Annotated in this window: 10 protein-coding genes; 7 read left to right on the top strand and 3 right to left on the bottom strand. The window is 74.6% G+C overall.

The features are described 5' to 3' along the window. Nucleotides 1–88: 88 nt before the first annotated feature. The 6 genes from WMF20_RS46010 to WMF20_RS46035 all read left to right on the top strand — a co-directional run bounded on the left by WMF20_RS46010 (nucleotide 89) and on the right by WMF20_RS46035 (nucleotide 10,892). A complete protein-coding gene (locus tag WMF20_RS46010; protein ID WP_437608090.1) occupies nucleotides 89–3,142 on the top strand; it encodes a glycoside hydrolase family 65 protein in 3,054 nt (1,017 codons plus the stop codon). Next, nucleotides 3,136–4,125: a universal stress protein gene (locus tag WMF20_RS46015; protein WP_129580154.1), complete on the top strand. Its 990-nt coding sequence runs from the start codon at nucleotides 3,136–3,138 to the stop codon at nucleotides 4,123–4,125. The genes WMF20_RS46010 and WMF20_RS46015 overlap by 7 nt, the downstream gene beginning before the upstream one ends. A gap of 92 nt (nucleotides 4,126–4,217) precedes the next feature. Beyond that, complete coding sequence (locus tag WMF20_RS46020) at nucleotides 4,218–6,581, top strand: AAA family ATPase (RefSeq protein WP_437608091.1); 2,364 nt, start codon at nucleotides 4,218–4,220, stop codon at nucleotides 6,579–6,581. A 9-nt stretch (nucleotides 6,582–6,590) separates the two neighbouring features. Beyond that, nucleotides 6,591–7,634, top strand: coding sequence for a chromosome partitioning protein ParB (locus WMF20_RS46025; RefSeq protein WP_437608092.1), 1,044 nt, complete (start codon nucleotides 6,591–6,593; stop codon nucleotides 7,632–7,634). Continuing rightward, a complete protein-coding gene (locus WMF20_RS46030; RefSeq protein ID WP_129580157.1) occupies nucleotides 7,631–8,362 on the top strand; it encodes a hypothetical protein in 732 nt (243 codons plus the stop codon). The genes WMF20_RS46025 and WMF20_RS46030 overlap by 4 nt, the downstream gene beginning before the upstream one ends. A gap of 463 nt (nucleotides 8,363–8,825) precedes the next feature. Then, nucleotides 8,826–10,892: an ATP-binding protein gene (locus tag WMF20_RS46035; RefSeq protein ID WP_437608093.1), complete on the top strand. Its 2,067-nt coding sequence runs from the start codon at nucleotides 8,826–8,828 to the stop codon at nucleotides 10,890–10,892. Nucleotides 10,893–10,913: 21 nt separating this feature from the next. On the opposite strand, the gene WMF20_RS46040 is transcribed toward WMF20_RS46035, so the two are convergent. Further along, nucleotides 10,914–11,435 (bottom strand): M17 family peptidase N-terminal domain-containing protein, encoded by a 522-nt coding sequence (locus WMF20_RS46040; protein WP_061623693.1) that lies wholly within the window; start codon nucleotides 11,433–11,435, stop codon nucleotides 10,914–10,916. 5 nt (nucleotides 11,436–11,440) lie between these two features. Further along, entirely contained in the window at nucleotides 11,441–13,063 is a 1,623-nt protein-coding gene (locus WMF20_RS46045) for a thiamine pyrophosphate-binding protein (protein ID WP_437608094.1), read from the bottom strand. Between the two features lie 1,440 nt (nucleotides 13,064–14,503). Between WMF20_RS46045 and WMF20_RS46050 the strand changes: the two genes are divergently transcribed. After that, a complete protein-coding gene (locus tag WMF20_RS46050) occupies nucleotides 14,504–14,824 on the top strand; it encodes a hypothetical protein (protein ID WP_237244706.1) in 321 nt (106 codons plus the stop codon). A gap of 146 nt (nucleotides 14,825–14,970) precedes the next feature. On the opposite strand, the gene WMF20_RS46055 is transcribed toward WMF20_RS46050, so the two are convergent. Next, on the bottom strand, nucleotides 14,971–16,344 hold the full coding sequence (locus WMF20_RS46055; protein WP_437608095.1) for a hypothetical protein: 1,374 nt from the start codon (nucleotides 16,342–16,344) through the stop codon (nucleotides 14,971–14,973). Nucleotides 16,345–16,540: the final 196 nt, after the last annotated feature.

Here is a 16,540-nt window from a genome sequence, read left to right on the forward strand (position 1 = left end):
ACCGCCGCCGCCGGCCCCGCCCTGATCCCGGCCTGCACAGGCGCGGCGGCACGATCCTCGCGTGCCCGGCCCCGGGGAGGAGCCGAGGATGTCGTCTCTCCAAGACAGCGCCGCCGGGCCGCCCGGCCTCGCCCGGGGCGGGCCGAGCTACCCCGGCCTCGCGGGCGCGCCGGCGGCCGCGATCCGGCTGGCGGCCGAGCTGCACCACCGCTTCCGCTTCGTCGCCATCGACGCGAGCCTCCTCCCGGAGGCGGCCGGCGGCCCGGAGGCGGAGGGCGGCGCCGCGGCGCTGCTCGACGCGCTGCTCGCGATGGGGGTGCGCGTGGCGCTCCTCGCCCGCGAGGGCGTGCCCCACCTCGCGGGGCGGCTCGCGCGCGGAGGCGGAGAGCGCGCGGAGAGCGCGGAGGACCGGAGGCGGCTCTTCGTCGGCGCGCTCGAGGGCGCAGAGCTCTACGGCTTCGATCGCCGCGGCGCCGCCGTCGCGCTCGCCGCCGCGGCGCCGCCGGACGGGCGCTCCGCGCTGGCCGCGCTGCTCGCGCGGGTGATCGCGCCGCTCCACATCGCGCCGCGCGACTGGCTGGCGATCTCGCCGGAGCCGGGCGGGGGCGCGCCGGCCGCGGGCGCGCGCGGGCTCTCGGGCGCGCCCGAGCTCGCGGGCGCGACCCACGTGGCGGCCGGCGCGCGGCGGCTCGGCGAGATCCTCGCGCTCCAGCGGGACCTCGACCGGGAGCTCGGCGCGCTCGCGGCGCCGCGCGACGCCGCGTGGATCGTCGAGGAGCCGGGGTTCGACGTGGCGCGCGAGCACGAGATCGAGTCGCTGCTCGCGATCGCCAACGGTTACCTCGGCTCGCGCGCGTCGCTCCCGGAGGGGTCGAGCGTGTCGCGGCCGGCGACGTTCATCGCGGGCGCGTTCGAGCCCTCGGCCGACGTGAGCCGCGTCCCGGAGCTCGTGATCGCCCCCGACTGGGGCCGGCTGAGCGTCGCCATCGAGGGCGAGTCGTTCTCGGCGGAGACGAGCGGCGTGCTGCACCACCTCCGCGCCCTCGATATGCGGCGCGGCGTGCTGCTGCGCGAGTGCCTGCGGCGCGGCGAGGCCGGGCACATCACGCAGGTCCACACGCTCCACGCGGCGTCGCTCGCGGACCGCCACGTCCTCGTCGAGGCGCTCAGCGTCGCCCCCCTCAACTTCACGGGGACGATCCGCGTCGACGCGATCCTGAGCGGCGACGTGAAGAGCGCGAGCGGCGCGGCGCACTGGGCGCGCTTCGCGGCGGACGCGAGCGCGGCGAGCCTGCTCCTCGTCGGCCACACGCACGGCGGGCTCGAGACCGCGATGACCTCGCACCTGCGCGTGCTCCCGGGCGAGGCCGCCGAGGGCTCTCCCCCGCCCGAGGCCCCCGACGGCGCGCGCTGCGAGCGCACCGAGGGCGCGCGCTCCATCGCCGAGCGCTGCGACATCGGCGTCCGCGTCGCCGAGCGGCTCCGCCTCTTCCGGACGGCGACGCTGCACACGTCGCGCGACACGCCCGCGCCGCGCGAGGCGGGCGAGGCGCTCCAGGCGGAGCTCTCGCGCCGCACCATGGGCGACGTGCTCGGCGAGCACGCGCGCGCGTGGGCGGAGCGATGGCGCCGCGCCGACGTCGAGATCGACGGCGCCCCCAAGATCGAGCGGGCGCTCCGGTTCGCCCTCTACCACCTCATCGGCGCCGCGAACCCGGACGACCCGCGCTGCTCCGTCGGCGCGCGCGGGCTCAGCGGCGAGGCGTACCGCGGCCACGTCTTCTGGGACACCGAGACCTTCCTCGTCCCCTTCTACACGCACTGCTACCCCGAGGCCGCGCGCGCGCTGCTCCTGTACCGGCACCGCACCCTCGCGGGCGCGCGCCGCAAGGCGAGGTCGCTCGGCTACGAGGGCGCCCTCTACGCGTGGGAGTCGGCGGACACGGGCGACGAGACGACGCCGCCGCTCCTCGTCACGCCGTTCGGCGAGGTGGTCCGGGTGCTCTCCGGCGAGCAGGAGCACCACATCAGCGCCGACGTCGCGTACGCGGCGCACGCCTACGGCCGCGCGACCGGCGATCTCGAGTTCGAGCGCGGCGAGGGGGCCGAGATCCTCGTCGAGACGGCGCGCTTCTGGGCGAGCCGCGCCGAGATCGGGCCGGACGGCCTCGCCCACATCCGCCGGGTCATCGGGCCGGACGAGTACCACGAGGCCGTCGACGACAACGCGTTCACGAACTGGATGGCGCGGTACAACCTCCGCGCCGCCGCCGCGGTCGTCCGGCGCGGCGTGGCGCGCGGCGACGTGCTCGCGCGCCTCGACCTCAGGCCCGAGGAGGTCGATCGCTGGCGCGACGTGGCGGATCGCATGGCGCTCCGGCTCGACCCGCGCACGGGCCTGATCGAGCAGTTCGCGGGCTACTTCCGCCTCGAGCCGTTCGCGATCGCCGACTACGCCGTGCGCAGCGCGCCGATCGACGTGCTGCTCGGCCGCGCGCGGACGCAGGCCTGCCAGGTGGTGAAGCAGGCGGACGTCGTGCAGCTCATCGCGCTGCTCTGGGGCGCGGTGCCCGCGAGCGCGCGGCGCGCCAACTTCCTCTACTACGAGCCGCGCACCGCGCACGGGAGCTCGCTGAGCCCGGGCGTCCACGCGCTCGTCGCCGCCCGGCTCGACCTCCACGCCCACGCCGAGCGCTACTTCGACCAGACCGCCGACATCGACCTCGGCAACACGATGGGCAACGCCGCGGGCGGCATGCACGTCGCCGCGATGGGCAGCCTCTGGCAGGCGGTCGCGTTCGGCGCCGCCGGCCTCACGCGCGTCCCGCGGAGCGCGCTCGCGGCGCGGCTCCCGCCCGCGCCGCCGTGGCCGGACGAGGACGAGGCGATCGGCGTCGAGCCGCACCTCCTGCCGGGCTGGCGTCACCTCAAGATCCCGATCTCGTGGCGGGGCCGCGCGCTCGAGATCCACGTGGAGGACGGCGCGGTGGAGATCGCGCTCGAGGGGAGCGCGCCGCTGCCGATCGCCGCGCTCGACGCGGGCGCGGTCGCCTGCGCCGTGGTGGCCGAGCCGGGCCGCCGCTACGCGGCGCGGCGGGTCGGCGGCCGGTTCCAGACATGGGAGGAGGTCACGACATGCTGAGCGCTGTGCGCGATGGATCTCTCGGCGAACGTGGGGCGCTGTCCGGGCCGGCTTCCGCGGCCGATCCGCCCCTCGGCGCGCGCGAGGGGGGCGACGAGCCCGCGCCGGAGAGCGGCGCGCGGAGCAGGAGCGTGCTCGTCGCGCTCCACGGCCGCCGCGCCCACCAGGGCGCCCTCGGCCTCGGGCGGCTCATCGCCGACGCGCTCCACGCGCCGCTGCACGGGCTCCTCGTCTGCGCCGAGCCGATCGAGGCGAGCGAGGTGCCCGCCCACCTCGGGGTCGCCCCGGAGGCGCTGCAGGGCGTGGTGCTGCACGTCGCGGCGAGCGAGGATGCGCCGGGCGCGCTCGCGGCGGCGGTGCGGGGCCGCGGGGCCTCCCTCGTGGTGGTGGACTCCGAGCCGGAGGAGCTCGTGGACGAGCGCCTCGGCGTCGGCCGGCTCGCCGCGCGCGCGCTGGAGTCCGCCGCCTGCGGGGTCGTCGTCATCGGCCCGGCGACGCGGACGTCGTCGCGGATCGAGCGCATCCTCTTGCCGCTCGACGGGGCCCCCAGCACGGCCGCCGCCATCACCCCCGCCGGAGAGCTCGCCCGCAGGCTCGGCGCCGAGCTCGACATCGTGATGGTCGGCGGCGCCTCGCCGCGGGAGGCCGACGACGCGCCGCCCGTCTCGACGCCGGCGCGCTCCGAGCCGGGCGCGATGGTGGCGCCCCTGTACGTCGATCAGCCCCAGCACGAGTGGCCCGCGTTCACCGAGGAGTTCCTGGCCCGGTTCCTGAGCGCGATCGGCCACTGCCCCCACGACGTCGCCACGCGGTTCTTCCTCGGCAAGGGCGAGCCGGCGGCGGAGATCCTGCGGATGGCCGGGCAGCTGACGAGCGACCTCGTGGTCCTGGTCTGGCACGGGCAGCTCGAGCATCACCACGGCGGCGTCTTCCGCGACGTGCTCTGCGGCGCCCCCTGCCCGGTGATGGTCCTGCGGCGCTAGCGCGCGCTCTCCAGCGTGTTCTCCGGCGCGGCCGCGCCCCGCCGGGCGGGCTCCGCGCCAGCGGGCGTCGAAAGGCGCTATGGTGCGCCGCCATGGTCGCCCGGAAGCTGCCCGCCAGCGAGTGCCGCAAGATCGTCGACCCCCAGAGCTTCCGCTTCTCCACGACGGATGAGGTCGCGCCGCTGTCCGCGGGCATCGGCTCGCAGGAGCGCGCCCTCGCCGCGCTCTCCTTCGGCCTCGAGATCCGCCAGCCCCGCTTCCACGTCGTGGTCGTCGGCGCGCCCGGCACGGGCCGCACGTTCTGCGCCCGCGCCGTCGCGAAGCGCATCGCCGCGAGCCGCCCCACGCCCGACGACATCCTCCTCTTGCCGAACCCCCACCGCCCGAGCGAGCCCACGGTCCTGTCGCTCCCCCCGGGCGAGGGCCGCCCCTTCGTCGCGGCGATGGAAGAGCTCCACGAGAAGCTCGTCGACGCCCTGCGCGGCGCGACCGAGGGCGAGCGCTTCAAGCAGGCGCGCGGGAAGATCCAGCGCCGGGTCAACGCGGAGGAGCGGCGGCTCGAGGAGCAGCTCAAGTCCGCGGCGCGCGAGCTCGGCCTCGACCTCGTCCGCGGCGACGACGAGGTGCAGATCACCTCGCTCGAGGACGCCTCGAACGCGCCGGACAGCGAGGCCCTGCACGCCATCGCCGGATCGATCGAGGAGTTCGAGATGCGGCTCGCCACGGTGCAGGACGAGGCCGACGTCGAGCTGCGCAGCGTCGTGAAGCAGCTGCTCAGCGACGGCGTGAAGGGCTGCTTCCAGCCGGTGCGCGCGCGCTTCGAGGGGCGCGACGACATCAGCGCCTTCCTCGCGGACGTCGAGACGGTCGTCTCGAAGGAGTTCCGCCTGCTGGTCGACGAGGCGCGCGGCGAGGAGGGCGGCGCCACCCTGCCGCGCGGCGTGGTCGTCCCGACGCTGCTCACCGAGCACACGCCCGACTCCGGCGCCCCCGTCGTGGAGGTCCCCTACCCCACGCTGAGCGCCCTGTTCGGCCGCACCCACGCGCCGCCCGACTCCGGCTTCCCGCCCGAGCCCGGCTTCGCCGTCGCGGGCGCCCTCCACGAGGCGGCCGGCGGCTTCCTCATCCTGCCCGCGGGCGCGCTCCTCAAGAACGAGGCGCTCTACGAGCAGCTCAAGGCCTGCCTCCTCGCCGGCAAGTTCATCGTGCCCGAGCACAACCCGTCGTACTTCCGGGGCACCGCGGAGGAGCTGCTCTTCCCGCCCATCTCGATCGACGTGAAGGTCGTCCTCGTCACGAACCCGCAGCTCTACCAGGACCTGCACGACGCCGATCCGGAGTTCTCGCAGCTCTTCAAGGTGCAGGCGCGCTTCGAGACGACGATCTCGCTCGACCAGGCGCTGCTCACCTACCCCGCGTTCCTCGCCGGCTTCGCGCACGATCGCGGCCTGCCGCCGATCACGGCCGACGGCGTGACCGCGCTCCTCTTCCACGGCGGCCGCCTCGCGGAGAGCCAGACAAAGGTGAGCGCGCAGCTCGGGCTCATCGCCGAGGTCGCGACCGAGGCCGGCTACCGGGCCCAGCGCCGCGGCCGCAAGGTCGTCGACGGCCCCGAGGTCAACGAGGCGCTCGAGGCGGCCCGCCGCCGAGGCAGCCACTTCCGCGACCACGTGCACGAGATGCTCTCCGACGGGACGATCCGCATCGACGTCACCGGCCGGCGCGTCGGGCAGGTCAACGCGATCTCGGTCCTGTCCGACGGCCCGCAGACGTTCGGCCGCCCCTGCCGGGTGACGGCGGTCGTCTACCCGGGCCTCGAGGGCCCGGTGAACATCGCGCGCGAGGTCGAGATGTCCGGCCCGCTCCACAGCAAGGGCGTGCTCGTCCTCACGGGCTTCCTCGCCGCGCGGTTCGCGCAGCACCGCCCGCTCTCGTTCGGCGCCTCGCTCGTCTTCGAGCAGACCTACGAGCCCATCGAGGGCGACAGCGCCTCGTCGAGCGAGCTCTACGCGCTCCTGTCGGCGCTCTCGGGCGTCCCCATCCGGCAGGAGCTCGCCGCGACCGGCAGCATCGATCAGCAGGGGAGCATCCAGCCCGTCGGCGGCATCAACGAGAAGATCGAGGCCTTCTTCGATCTGTGCGCCGCCAAGGGCCTGACGGGCGAGCAGGGCGTGCTCATCCCGAGCGCCAACCGCGACGCGCTCATGCTGCGGGGCGACGTCATCACCGCGATCGAGGGCGGCCGCTTCCACGTGTACGAGGTGAGCTCGGTCGAGGAGGGCATCGAGATCATCACCGGCGTCCCGGCCGGCGTCGCCGACGCGGACGGGAGGTACCCGGAGGGGACCGTGTTCCACGCGGCGGACCAGCGGCTCGAGCGCTTCCACCAGGCGATCGCCGACACGATGAGAGGGGGGCCGAGCCCGGATCCCCGGGGCATGCTCCGGGGTCGCTGAGGAGGACCGATGGCCGCGAAGCGCACAGCCAAGCCGCGGGCGCCGAAGGCCGCGCCCGCCCCCCGGGCGCGGCGGAAGAAGGCGGCGCCGGCCGCGGGCACGCGCGGCCTCGACGCCGCCGCGCTCGCCGCGGGCGCGCCCCCGCCGGACGTCGCCGCGCTCGCCGAGGCGATCCGGAGCGACGGCGGCAGCGTGCTCGCCGTCTACCGCGAGCCCGTCGGCGGCGGGTGGGCGATCCTCGCCGGCCTGCCGCTCGACCGGGTGGAGCCGACGCCGTTCCAGCGCGACCTCTCGGAGGCGCACGTCGCGCGGCTCGGCGAGGTCATCGACAAGCTCGATTGCTTCCTCGATCCCATCATCGCCGTGCGGACCCCGCTCTCGTCGGGGCCGGGCCGGGCCGGGCCGTCCGCCCCCGGCGAGGGGAGGTACTGGACCCCGAACGGCAACCACCGCCGCGCCGCGCTCACGCGCCTCGGCGCGAAGAGCGCCGTCGCGCTCGTGCTGCCCGACGAGCGGATCGCGTACCGCATCCTCGCGCTCAACACCGAGAAGGCGCACAACATCCGCGAGAAGGCGCTCGAGGTGACGCGGATGGCGCGCTCCCTCGCGGATCTCGATCCGCGGCCGGAGCAGGAGTTCCGCCTCGAGTTCGAGGAGCCGAGCCTGCTCACCCTCGGCCTCTGCTACGAGCAGCGCCCCCGCTTCTCGGGCGGCGCCTACCAGTCGGTCCTCCGGCACATCGACCGCTTCCTCGACGAGCCGCTCCCGGAGGCGCTCGAGACCCGCAAGGCGCGCGCCGAGCTCCTCCTCGCGGTCGACGACGCGGTGGCGCAGGCCGTCGACGCGCTCAAGGCGCGCGGCTTCGAGAGCCCTTACCTCAAGGCGTTCGTCGTGGCCCGCATCAACCCGCTCCGCTTCCAGAGGTCCCCGGAGGCGCCGTTCGAGCCCACGCTCACCAAGATGCTGGCGTCGGCGCAGCGCTTCGATCCGGCCGCCGTCCGCCCCGACCAGGTCGCGCGCGCCGCCGGTCCGCCCGAGGAGCCCGCCGGATGATCCCGGCCGGCGCCGCGTGCGCCATCGCCGCCGTCGCCGCGCTGCTGCTCCTCCTCGGCGGCCTCGTCCAGGCGAGGCGCGCCGCGCGCCCCGCCCGCCGCGCCGAGGCCCCCGCGCCCGCGCGTCGCGCCCGCTGGGCCGCTCGTCCGGCCGCGCGCGCCGGGGAGGATCGCGCCGCGTCGCCGCCGTCCCACCGCGGCGATCCCCGGGCCATCTACGCGTACGCCGCGCAGGTCGTCGGCCAGTCGCTCGCCTTTCATGGCAGCTACCGGGCGGCGGCCGCATCGCTGCGCCACGTCCCGCTCGACTGGACGCCGCCCGGGGTGCGCCTGCTCGTGATGAGCAACCTCGCCCAGTGGCAGCTCTGCGCGGGCGACGTCGAGGCGGCCAGGCGGCTCCTTCCGGACCTGGACGAGGAGCGCGCGCCCGCGTCGGTTCGCCCGCTCGTGCGGGGCGCGCGCGCCGCGGTGCTCGTGCGCACGGGCGACGCCGAGGGAGCGCTCTCCCTGGTCGGCCGCTCGGACCGGGAGCGGGACGAGCCGTCCGAGGTGCGCCAGCGCTACCGCATCACCCGCGCGCACGCGCTCGCCGCCCGGGGCGACCTCGCCGCCGCGCGCGCCGAGCTCCGCCGGGTGGTCGACGACGTCGGCGTCGACGAGCTCTGCCGCTGGATCCCCGCGGGCGGGCCCGCCCGGGCCGCGATGATCGAGCTCATCGACGCGGGGTGACGGACTCGCGATCTCCCACCCTCGTCGGAGCGCGCGGCGCGTGACCGCGCGATTCTCCAGCAGATATCGAGTCGGTGGACTCGCCATCAATTCGGTAGATCGGTCGATTGTCAATCCTCATTTGCCTGATTTGCCGCGCAGGAGCTCCCGTACGCTCTTTCTCGAGGTCCCACCCGATCGCGCGACCGGGTGGGCCCGTGGCTGGGATTCCGCACGACGGTGGGGGGCGCAACGTTGCGAGCGTTTGGCGTCTGGTAGAAAAAGGATGCTGTACGCAAAGTGCATCGGGCCAGGTAGGCTTCTCGCGTCGGCGGGGGAGAGGGCATGCCAACCTGCACGGGTGGCCAATGAGGGTGGGGGCGCCGCGGGGGGACGTCGGCGGGTGCAGCACCGGTTCAGCCACGACCACGCGCCCGGACAGGGCGGCTGCCCTCGCTGACCGGAGCCTGCCTGGGAGGCTCCCATGAACCGCCCGACGGACACGCCGCCTCATCGCATCCTCATCGTGGACGACAGCCCCACGTACCTGCACCAGGTCGCGGCGGCGATGCGCGACGAGGGCTACGTCGCGGTGCTCGCCCACTCGGGGGAGGAGGCGCTCGCGCGGCTCGCGGCGGCGCGCGTCGACGGCATCCTGCTCGACATGGTGATGCCGGGGCTCTCGGGCCCTGCCACCTGCCTCCGCATCAAGGCGAACGCCGCGTGGCGGCCGATCCCGCTGCTCATGCTCACCGGCCGGGACGACCACAAGGCGATCCTCGACGCCCTCTCGGCCGGCGCCGACGACTTCGTCACGAAGTCGGGCGAGCTCACCGTGCTCAAGGCCCGCCTGCGCGCCCAGCTGCGCCGCAAGCACTACGAGGACGAGAACCGCAGGATGCGCGAGCTCCTCCTGCGCCGCGAGATGGAGGCGGCCGAGGCGCGCGCCGACCGGCGCCTCAAGCAGAGCGAGGAGCGGTTCCGCCTCATCGTCGAGGGCGTCCAGGACTACGCCATCTTCATGCTCGACCCCGCGGGCCGCATCGCCAGCTGGAACCCGGGCGCCGAGCGGATCAACGGCTACCGCGCCGACGAGATCATCGGCCGCCACTGCTCGGTCCTCTTCCCGCCGGAGGACGCCGAGCTCGGCAGGCCCGCCGCGGAGCTCGAGTGCACGGTGGAGACCGGGCGCTCGGTCCAGGAGGGCTACCGCGTCCGCAAGGACGGCACGCGCTACTGGGCGAACGAGGTGATCAGCGTGCTCTTCGACGAGGCCGGGCGCCTGCGCGGCTTCGCGAAGGTCACCCGCGACGTGACGGAGCGCCGCCGGGTCCACGAGGCGCAGCGCATCCTCGTCTCGGCCGGGCAGATCCTCGGCGAGTCGCTCGACTTCGAGGAGACGCTGCGGCGCGTGGTCCGCGTCGCCCTCCCCGACTTCGCGCAGATCTGCGTGCTCCTCCTGCAGGACGAGTCCGGCGCGACCGAGCGGCAGGTCACCGCCCACGCCGACCCCTCGATGGCGGCCGCGACCGAGCTGCTCGGCAGGCTCACGGCCGACTCCTGCGCGCGCGGCATCGGCAAGGTCCTGCGCACGGCGCAGCCGGAGCTCATCCCCCGGGTGACCGACTCGTTCGTCCGGGCGATCTCCTTCGACCAGGCGCACTACGAGGCGCTGCGCTCGCTCTCGCTCGCCTCGCACCTCACCGTCCCGCTGACCGCGCGCGGCCGCACGCTGGGCACGCTCTCGTTCGCCTCGACGCACCGGCGCTACGACGCCGTCGACCTCGACCTCGCGCAGGATCTCGCGCGGCGCGCGGCCCTGGCCGTCGACAACGCCCGGCTCTACCGCGAGGCGCGGATCGCCGTGCGCGCGCGCGACGATTTCCTCACGATCGCCTCCCACGAGCTCCGCACCCCGCTCACGCCCATGCAGCTGCAGGTCGACGGCCTCCTGCGCGCCGGCAAGCGCGGCGACCTCACCGCCGAGCGCGCGACGCCGCGGCTGGAGATGATCAAGCGCCAGGTCGAGCGGCTCGCCCGGCTCATCACGAACCTGCTCGACATCTCGCGCATCTCCGCGGGCCGCCTGCAGCTCGAGCTCGAGGACGTCGATCTCGCGGGCACCGTGAACGACGTGCTGGATCGGTTCCGCGAGGAGCTCGCCGCCGCGGGCTGTCCGGTCGAGCTGTCGGCCCCCGCGTCGGTCGTCGGCCGGTGGGATCGCCTGCGCCTCGATCAGATCGTCACGAACCTCCTCTCGAACGCGATCAAGTACGGCGCCGGCAGGCCCATCGACGTCGCGGTCTCGGACCTCGGGGACCGCGCCCGCCTCGTGGTGCGGGATCGCGGCATCGGCATCGCGCCGGACCAGCAGGCCCGCATCTTCGAGCGCTTCGAGCGCGCCGTCTCCAGCGAGAACTACAGCGGCTTCGGCATGGGGCTGTGGATCGTGCGGCAGATCGCCGACGCCCTCGGCGCGTCGATCGACGTCGACAGCCGCCCGGGCGAGGGGGCGACGTTCACCGTCGATCTGCCGAAGGTGCCCGCCTGACGCGCGCCCGCGCCGCGCGCGTCACAGCGCCCGGCGCACCCGGCGGCGCTGCTCGATCATGTGCTGGGTGATCTGCTGCCGGCCCTCGGCGCGCTCCACCAGCGTCCACACGTTGTCGCCGCGCTCCCTGCCCGCGCAGTCGAGGAGCGCGTCGGCCGCCTGCTCGGCGGGGATGAGCCCGTCGTGCCGCCCCGGGAGCTCCACCACGGCGACGCGCGTGCAGAGCCCGCCCATCGTCGCGAGCATCCGGCGCACGACCTCGCGGAAGATCGCCTCGTCGAACGCGTCGCGCCGGCCGGCGCCGAACAGGACCAGCTTGTCGAAGGCCATGCGCGGCTTGCACGGGATCATCACGACCTCGCCGAGCTCGCAGGTGATCTGGCCCTGCCGCCGGAGCTCCGAGATCCGGCCGCCGAGCCGCCAGTCGCAGAGGCCGGCCACGCCGTGGGCGGGCAGCGCGTCGCTGAACGGGGCGCACGCGAGCACCTCCGAGTCGAGCTCGTCGAGGCTCTGCAGGTCGGGGGGGACGAACCGGAGCTCCACGTGGATCAGACGCTGATGGCGCCCTTGCGGAAGTCGCTCTTCGCGATCTTCACGTTGACGCAGGCGGGCCTGCCGCACCGGAACGCCTCGTCCAGCGCGGGCCCGAGCTCCTCCACGCGCTCGACGAAGGCCCCGAAGCCCCCGAGCGCCTCCACCACGCGGTCGTACCGGGTCAGGTCGAGCGACGTCGCGGGCGCGCGGCCCTCGCCGTAGAGCTCGACCTGCCCGCGCCGGATCTGCGTCCAGGCCGCGTCGTTCCCGATCACGCTCACCACGGGGATGCCCTGGCGCGCCATCGCCTCGAACTCGAGCGCGTGGAACCCGAACGAGCCGTCGCCGTACACGAGGACGACGTTGGCCTCGGGCCGCGCGAGCTTGGCGGCCATCGCGTAGCCCGGCCCGACGCCGAGGGTCCCGAGGGGGCCCGGGTCCATCCAGAGCTGCGGCCACTCGAGCTTCAGCACGTTCGCGGCCGTCGCCACGAAGTCCCCGCCGTCGCCGATCACGATGTCGTCCTTGCCGAGCCGCTTGCCGATCTCGGCGCAGACGCGCAGCGGGTTCGGCGGGTCGCTGTCGCTCGCGATCTCGGCGAGGATCTTCGCGCGCGCGCGCTCCTCGGCCTCGCGCACGGCCGACAGCCACGCCTCGGCGGGCTTCTCGGGCACCTCGGCGAGCAGCTGCTCCAGCACGACGCCGCTGTCCCCGTCGATCCCGAGGTCGACGCGGCGGTTCCTGCCGAGCTCGCTGCCGTCGAGATCGATCTGGACGACCTTCGCGGCCGAGCCGACGGCGCGGCCGTACTCGAGCCGGAAGTCGAACGGCGTCCCGAGCACCACGCAGAGGTCGGTCTGCGCGAGCGCGAAGCGGCGCGAGCGGCTCATCAGCCCGGGGTGCGCGTGGGGCAGCGCGCCGCGGGCCATGCCGTTCAGGTAGAAGGGCGCCTTCACCGCGTCGGCGAAGCGGCGCAGCGCGTCTCGCCGCGGCGACCAGCGGAGCTGGCTCCCGACGATGAACATGGGCCGCTCGGCTTCCCGCAGCATGGCCGCGGCGCGCGCGACGGCGGCCGGGTCGCCGCCGGGCCTGGCCGGGGCCATGGGCGCGGTGGCGGGCGCGTCGTCGCCCGCGAAGCCCATCAGCAGATCGAGCGGGATCTCGAGGAAGACCGGGCCTGGCACGTTCGCCTGGGCGACGCGGAAGGCCGAGTCCACGTACTCCTGGATGCGGTCGGTCGACGGGACGGAGGCGCTCCACTTGGAGATGGGGCGCATCAGCTCGACGTGGTTCATGTCCTGGAGCGAGCCCATGTCGGCGAGGGCCCGCGGGCCGGCGCCGCCGAGGACCACCATCGGGATCCCCGCGCGCTGCGCGTTGGCGACGGCGGTCACCACGTCGGTGACGCCCGGCCCGGCGGTGACCGCGCACACCCCGGGCCTCCCGGTGACCCGCGCGTACCCGTCGGCGGCGTGGCCTGCCGTCTGCTCGTGCCGCACGTCGACGACCCGGATGCCGTCGTCCAGGCACCCGTCGTAGATCGCCTGGATGTGCCCGCCGCACAGGGTGAAGAGGTGGGTCACCCCGTGCCTTGCGAGCGCCTTCGAGACGAGCTTGCCTCCGTGCACCTGCGCCATGGGGCCGGCATATACCATGTGCGCCCCAGCGTCCTCCCGGCGAGCGGGCCATTCGTGCGGCGCCGCGCGGCCGCCGGCGCCGCGCGCCGTGCAAGCCGCCTCACCGGACCGGGCGCTCGGCTCCGCGGACCTCGGGGGGACGACCCCGGCGGCCGCGCGTGTGGCGCCGTGTTCGGGGGTGCGCTTCACGGCCGCGCTGACCTCAGGACCGGCCCCGGTGCTCACCGCGGAACACCAGGATCGAAGTTCGGAGAGATAGTTTAGTGTTTTTCCTAACCTACGAACGTCCTTATGATCGCGCCGCGGTGTCAACGCACCCTGCCTGCGGGTGCGCGCCGGCCCCTGGCCCGGAAACCACGCTATCGCCGGTCCCTGTTGTCAGGCCGCACCCAGGGGGAAGCTCACGCGCAGCGAGTGATGCTGTAAAAGTACAGCGTTACTACAGGATCGACTCCGCCCCTGCTGCGATATCGTCGCCATCCCGGCGCGAACGGCGCCGTGGTGGCCGCTGCCCGATGTTGTTCTCTCCGGGCGATGAAATGGTATAGTTGGCTCCTTATTGCAGCTGCCAGCTCCACACCGCCATCTCTCTCGGCCTCCTTCCGGTGCCCCTGCCCTGCAGCCGCCGGCCTGGGAGAAGGCCCCGGCCTTTTCTGGCCGCCGAGCGCGCCCGCGCCCGGCGCTGCCGCCGGCGCTCGCCGCAACCTGCCCGCAACATGGCGGAAACAATCCGGCCCGGGCCACGCGCGCGCGAGCATCTGTGAGGAAGTTAACCGGTTCATTCGGCGATGGATTGGGCGAGCACAGGGTGATTGGTGAGAGGGAGCATGTGCCGGTGGCCGCCCCGAGGGGGGCGCCCGCGGTCGTCCGCGATGACACACGATCTCCTTTGCGTATGCGCGCCAACTTCCTTGAGGTGCGCCGACCTCGACGGCGGGCGGCGCCCAGCGCCGCGACGGCCGTCTCGCTGGATGGATGGGGGAACGCGAGCCAATCGTGTGTGGTGCTCTCGTGGACGCTGGTTTCACTGCCTACGTCCCGAGCGACGTCTACCACGTGCGCTTCATCTGTCCGGGTGTCCCTGATGCCGGCGCGCCGGGGAATGGACTCCGTCCTCGGTATATCATTTCATCGACGTGCGATCGGCCAGGGCATCCTCTGCCGTTGCTGCTGAGCCAACATTTCGGCCAATTTGCGCGCCGCGTGGGCGGTAGTGCGCTGGCGCCTCGCTTCTCGCAGCGTTCATTTCAAATATCCTGCTCTCACAGAACGTTGCCCAATGCACCAAAATGACGCGTGACTGCTTACATGAGCTTGCGAGCTTGTTGTTTTCTATTTCGGGAAAGCTCTGTATCGGTTATGCGGGATAAGAGGACGCGCAATAGCGCTTCGCTGGAGTAGCATCTTCCTATGTCGGAGCCCCCTAGTAGCAGCAGTCAGTTGATCCGGATACCCATCGTGCTGGCGCTCGACTGCAGCCCCGGTTTTCTTGCCCGTTGCCGCAGGGTTGCGGCGCGGGCTCGTTTCCTCGTCCGCTCCTGCGAGGCGGCGTCGGCGTGGGGGACGGCGGTCCGCCTCCGCCCGCTGGCGATCATCCTGCCGAGCCACTTGCACGAACGCGCGCCGCAGACGTTCGAGCTGCTCGCGGAGGACGCGGGCGCGCGCCTCGTCGTCGTGGAGTCCGAGCAGCTGCCCGCGGGCGAGCTGGAGGGGCACATCACCCACGCGATCGGCGAGGCGGCCCGCGCCCGAGGCGCCTAGCCGCGTCCGAGCGCCCCGCGCCGCGCCCGACGCGCCTCCGAACGCGCCGGAGGCGCCGCGAAGGGGCACGGCGACGCGGCCTGGGCCATCGCGAGGCTCGGCCGTTGCCGGGCCTCGGCGGCCGCACGTCTCGGCCGCCGAAGGCCTCAGTCGGTGCGGACACCCGCGGTGAGGTGGAAGCCCCAGGTGTGATCGAGCGGCGGGCCGAGCTCCTCGTCGAAGGGAAGCAGCAGCCCCGCTCGGAGGAACGCGGCCTTGCGCTCGATCGCGACGAACGGCTCGAGGGCGAGCACGTACAGATTGCGCGCGACGGCGTGCCGGATGCCCACGTTGTCGAACGTGGGCAGCGCCACGCCTTGCACGCGCACGCCGCCGCCGATCCCGTGGCCGATCTGGAGCTCGGCGGCGTGCTGGATCGCGACCTCGTACTCCTCGTTGCGGCCGAGCGGGATGTAGAGGACCGGCTCGATCTGCAGGCGCGCGATCAGCAGGCCGAGGTGGGCCTCGGCGCCGAGGCGCGCGTGGATCGGGAGGATGCTCGGGAAGTACTCGTGGAGGTCCCAGTAGGCGCGGCTCGCGCCGACCGGCTCGTAGCTGCGGTGGTCGTGGGTCTGGGCCGAGAGCGTCGCCAGCCCGACGGCGCCGCCCACCGTGATCCAGAGCTTGCGGCCGGCGCGGGCGACGTGGTGGGCGCCGAGCATCACGTTGCCGAGCACGGCGTCGGTGCGCTCGTCCATCGCGAGCCCGAAGGGGACGCGGACGTCGAGGAACGTGTGATCGGCGAACGGCATGCGAGCGAACAGGGCGACCGCGAGCCCGGAGGCGTCGCTGTCGCCGCCGGTGAACGCCGAGGTCTCCACGCCGATCGCCCCGCGCTGGCCGCGCGGGACCGTCCCCCCGCCGAGCGCGCCGTCGTCGGCAGGCGCGGGCAGGGGCCCCTGCTCGGCTTCGGAGAGCGACGTGGTCCAGTCCTCCATGCTGTCCCACCGGCCTGCCCGGCGCGCGGCCGGCGTCTTGGCGGGCGGCGCGGAGCCTGCGGGCGGTTCGGCAGCTCCCGGCTCGGGCGTCGCCTCGGCCGGCTCGGGCGGCGATCCCTCCGGCGCTGGCGCGTCCGCTGCCGGCTCGCCGGGCGCTGCAGGCGCGGGGCTCGCTGGCGACTGCGGCGCGCCGGGCGCTGGCGACTGCGGCATGCCGGGCGCTGGCGCCGGCGACTGCGGCGCGCCGGGCGCCGGCGGCTGCAGCGCGCCGGGCGCTGGCGCCGGCGGCTGCGGCGCGCCGGGCGCTGGCCGCGGCGCGCCGGGCGCTGGCTGCGGCGCGCCGGGCGCTGGCCGCGGCGCGGACGCTGGAGGCGTCCCCGCCCGCGCCGGAGGGGCCGGCGGCGTTCCCGCCGGCGCCGAGGCGGTGGGCGCGGGGCGCGTCGCCGGCGGAGGCGTCACCGGCTGCGCGGCGATCGGCGCGGCCGCGAGGATCGCCGTCGCCAGCCAGGAAAGCGAGGACAAGACCAGGATTCGACGTGGCATCGTGTCTCCTTGGGGCGCGCATCCTATCGCCTCGGAAGGCGCGCGCGTCTGCTCCAGCGAGCGCCAGTCGTGCTTCGCGGTCCCGCGCCCGGGCAGCCCGCCGCGGCGCCGGCCCGGAGCGATGGCTCGCGCGCGAGGCGAGCCGCGCGCACCCCGCCGTGGAGCAGCGGCGAGCGGCGGCCCGGAGGCCCGGCCC

Origin of the sequence: Sorangium sp. So ce834 (assembly GCF_051521425.1) — a bacterium.
Taxonomy (GTDB): Bacteria; Myxococcota_A; Polyangia; order Polyangiales; family Polyangiaceae; genus Sorangium; species Sorangium cellulosum_D.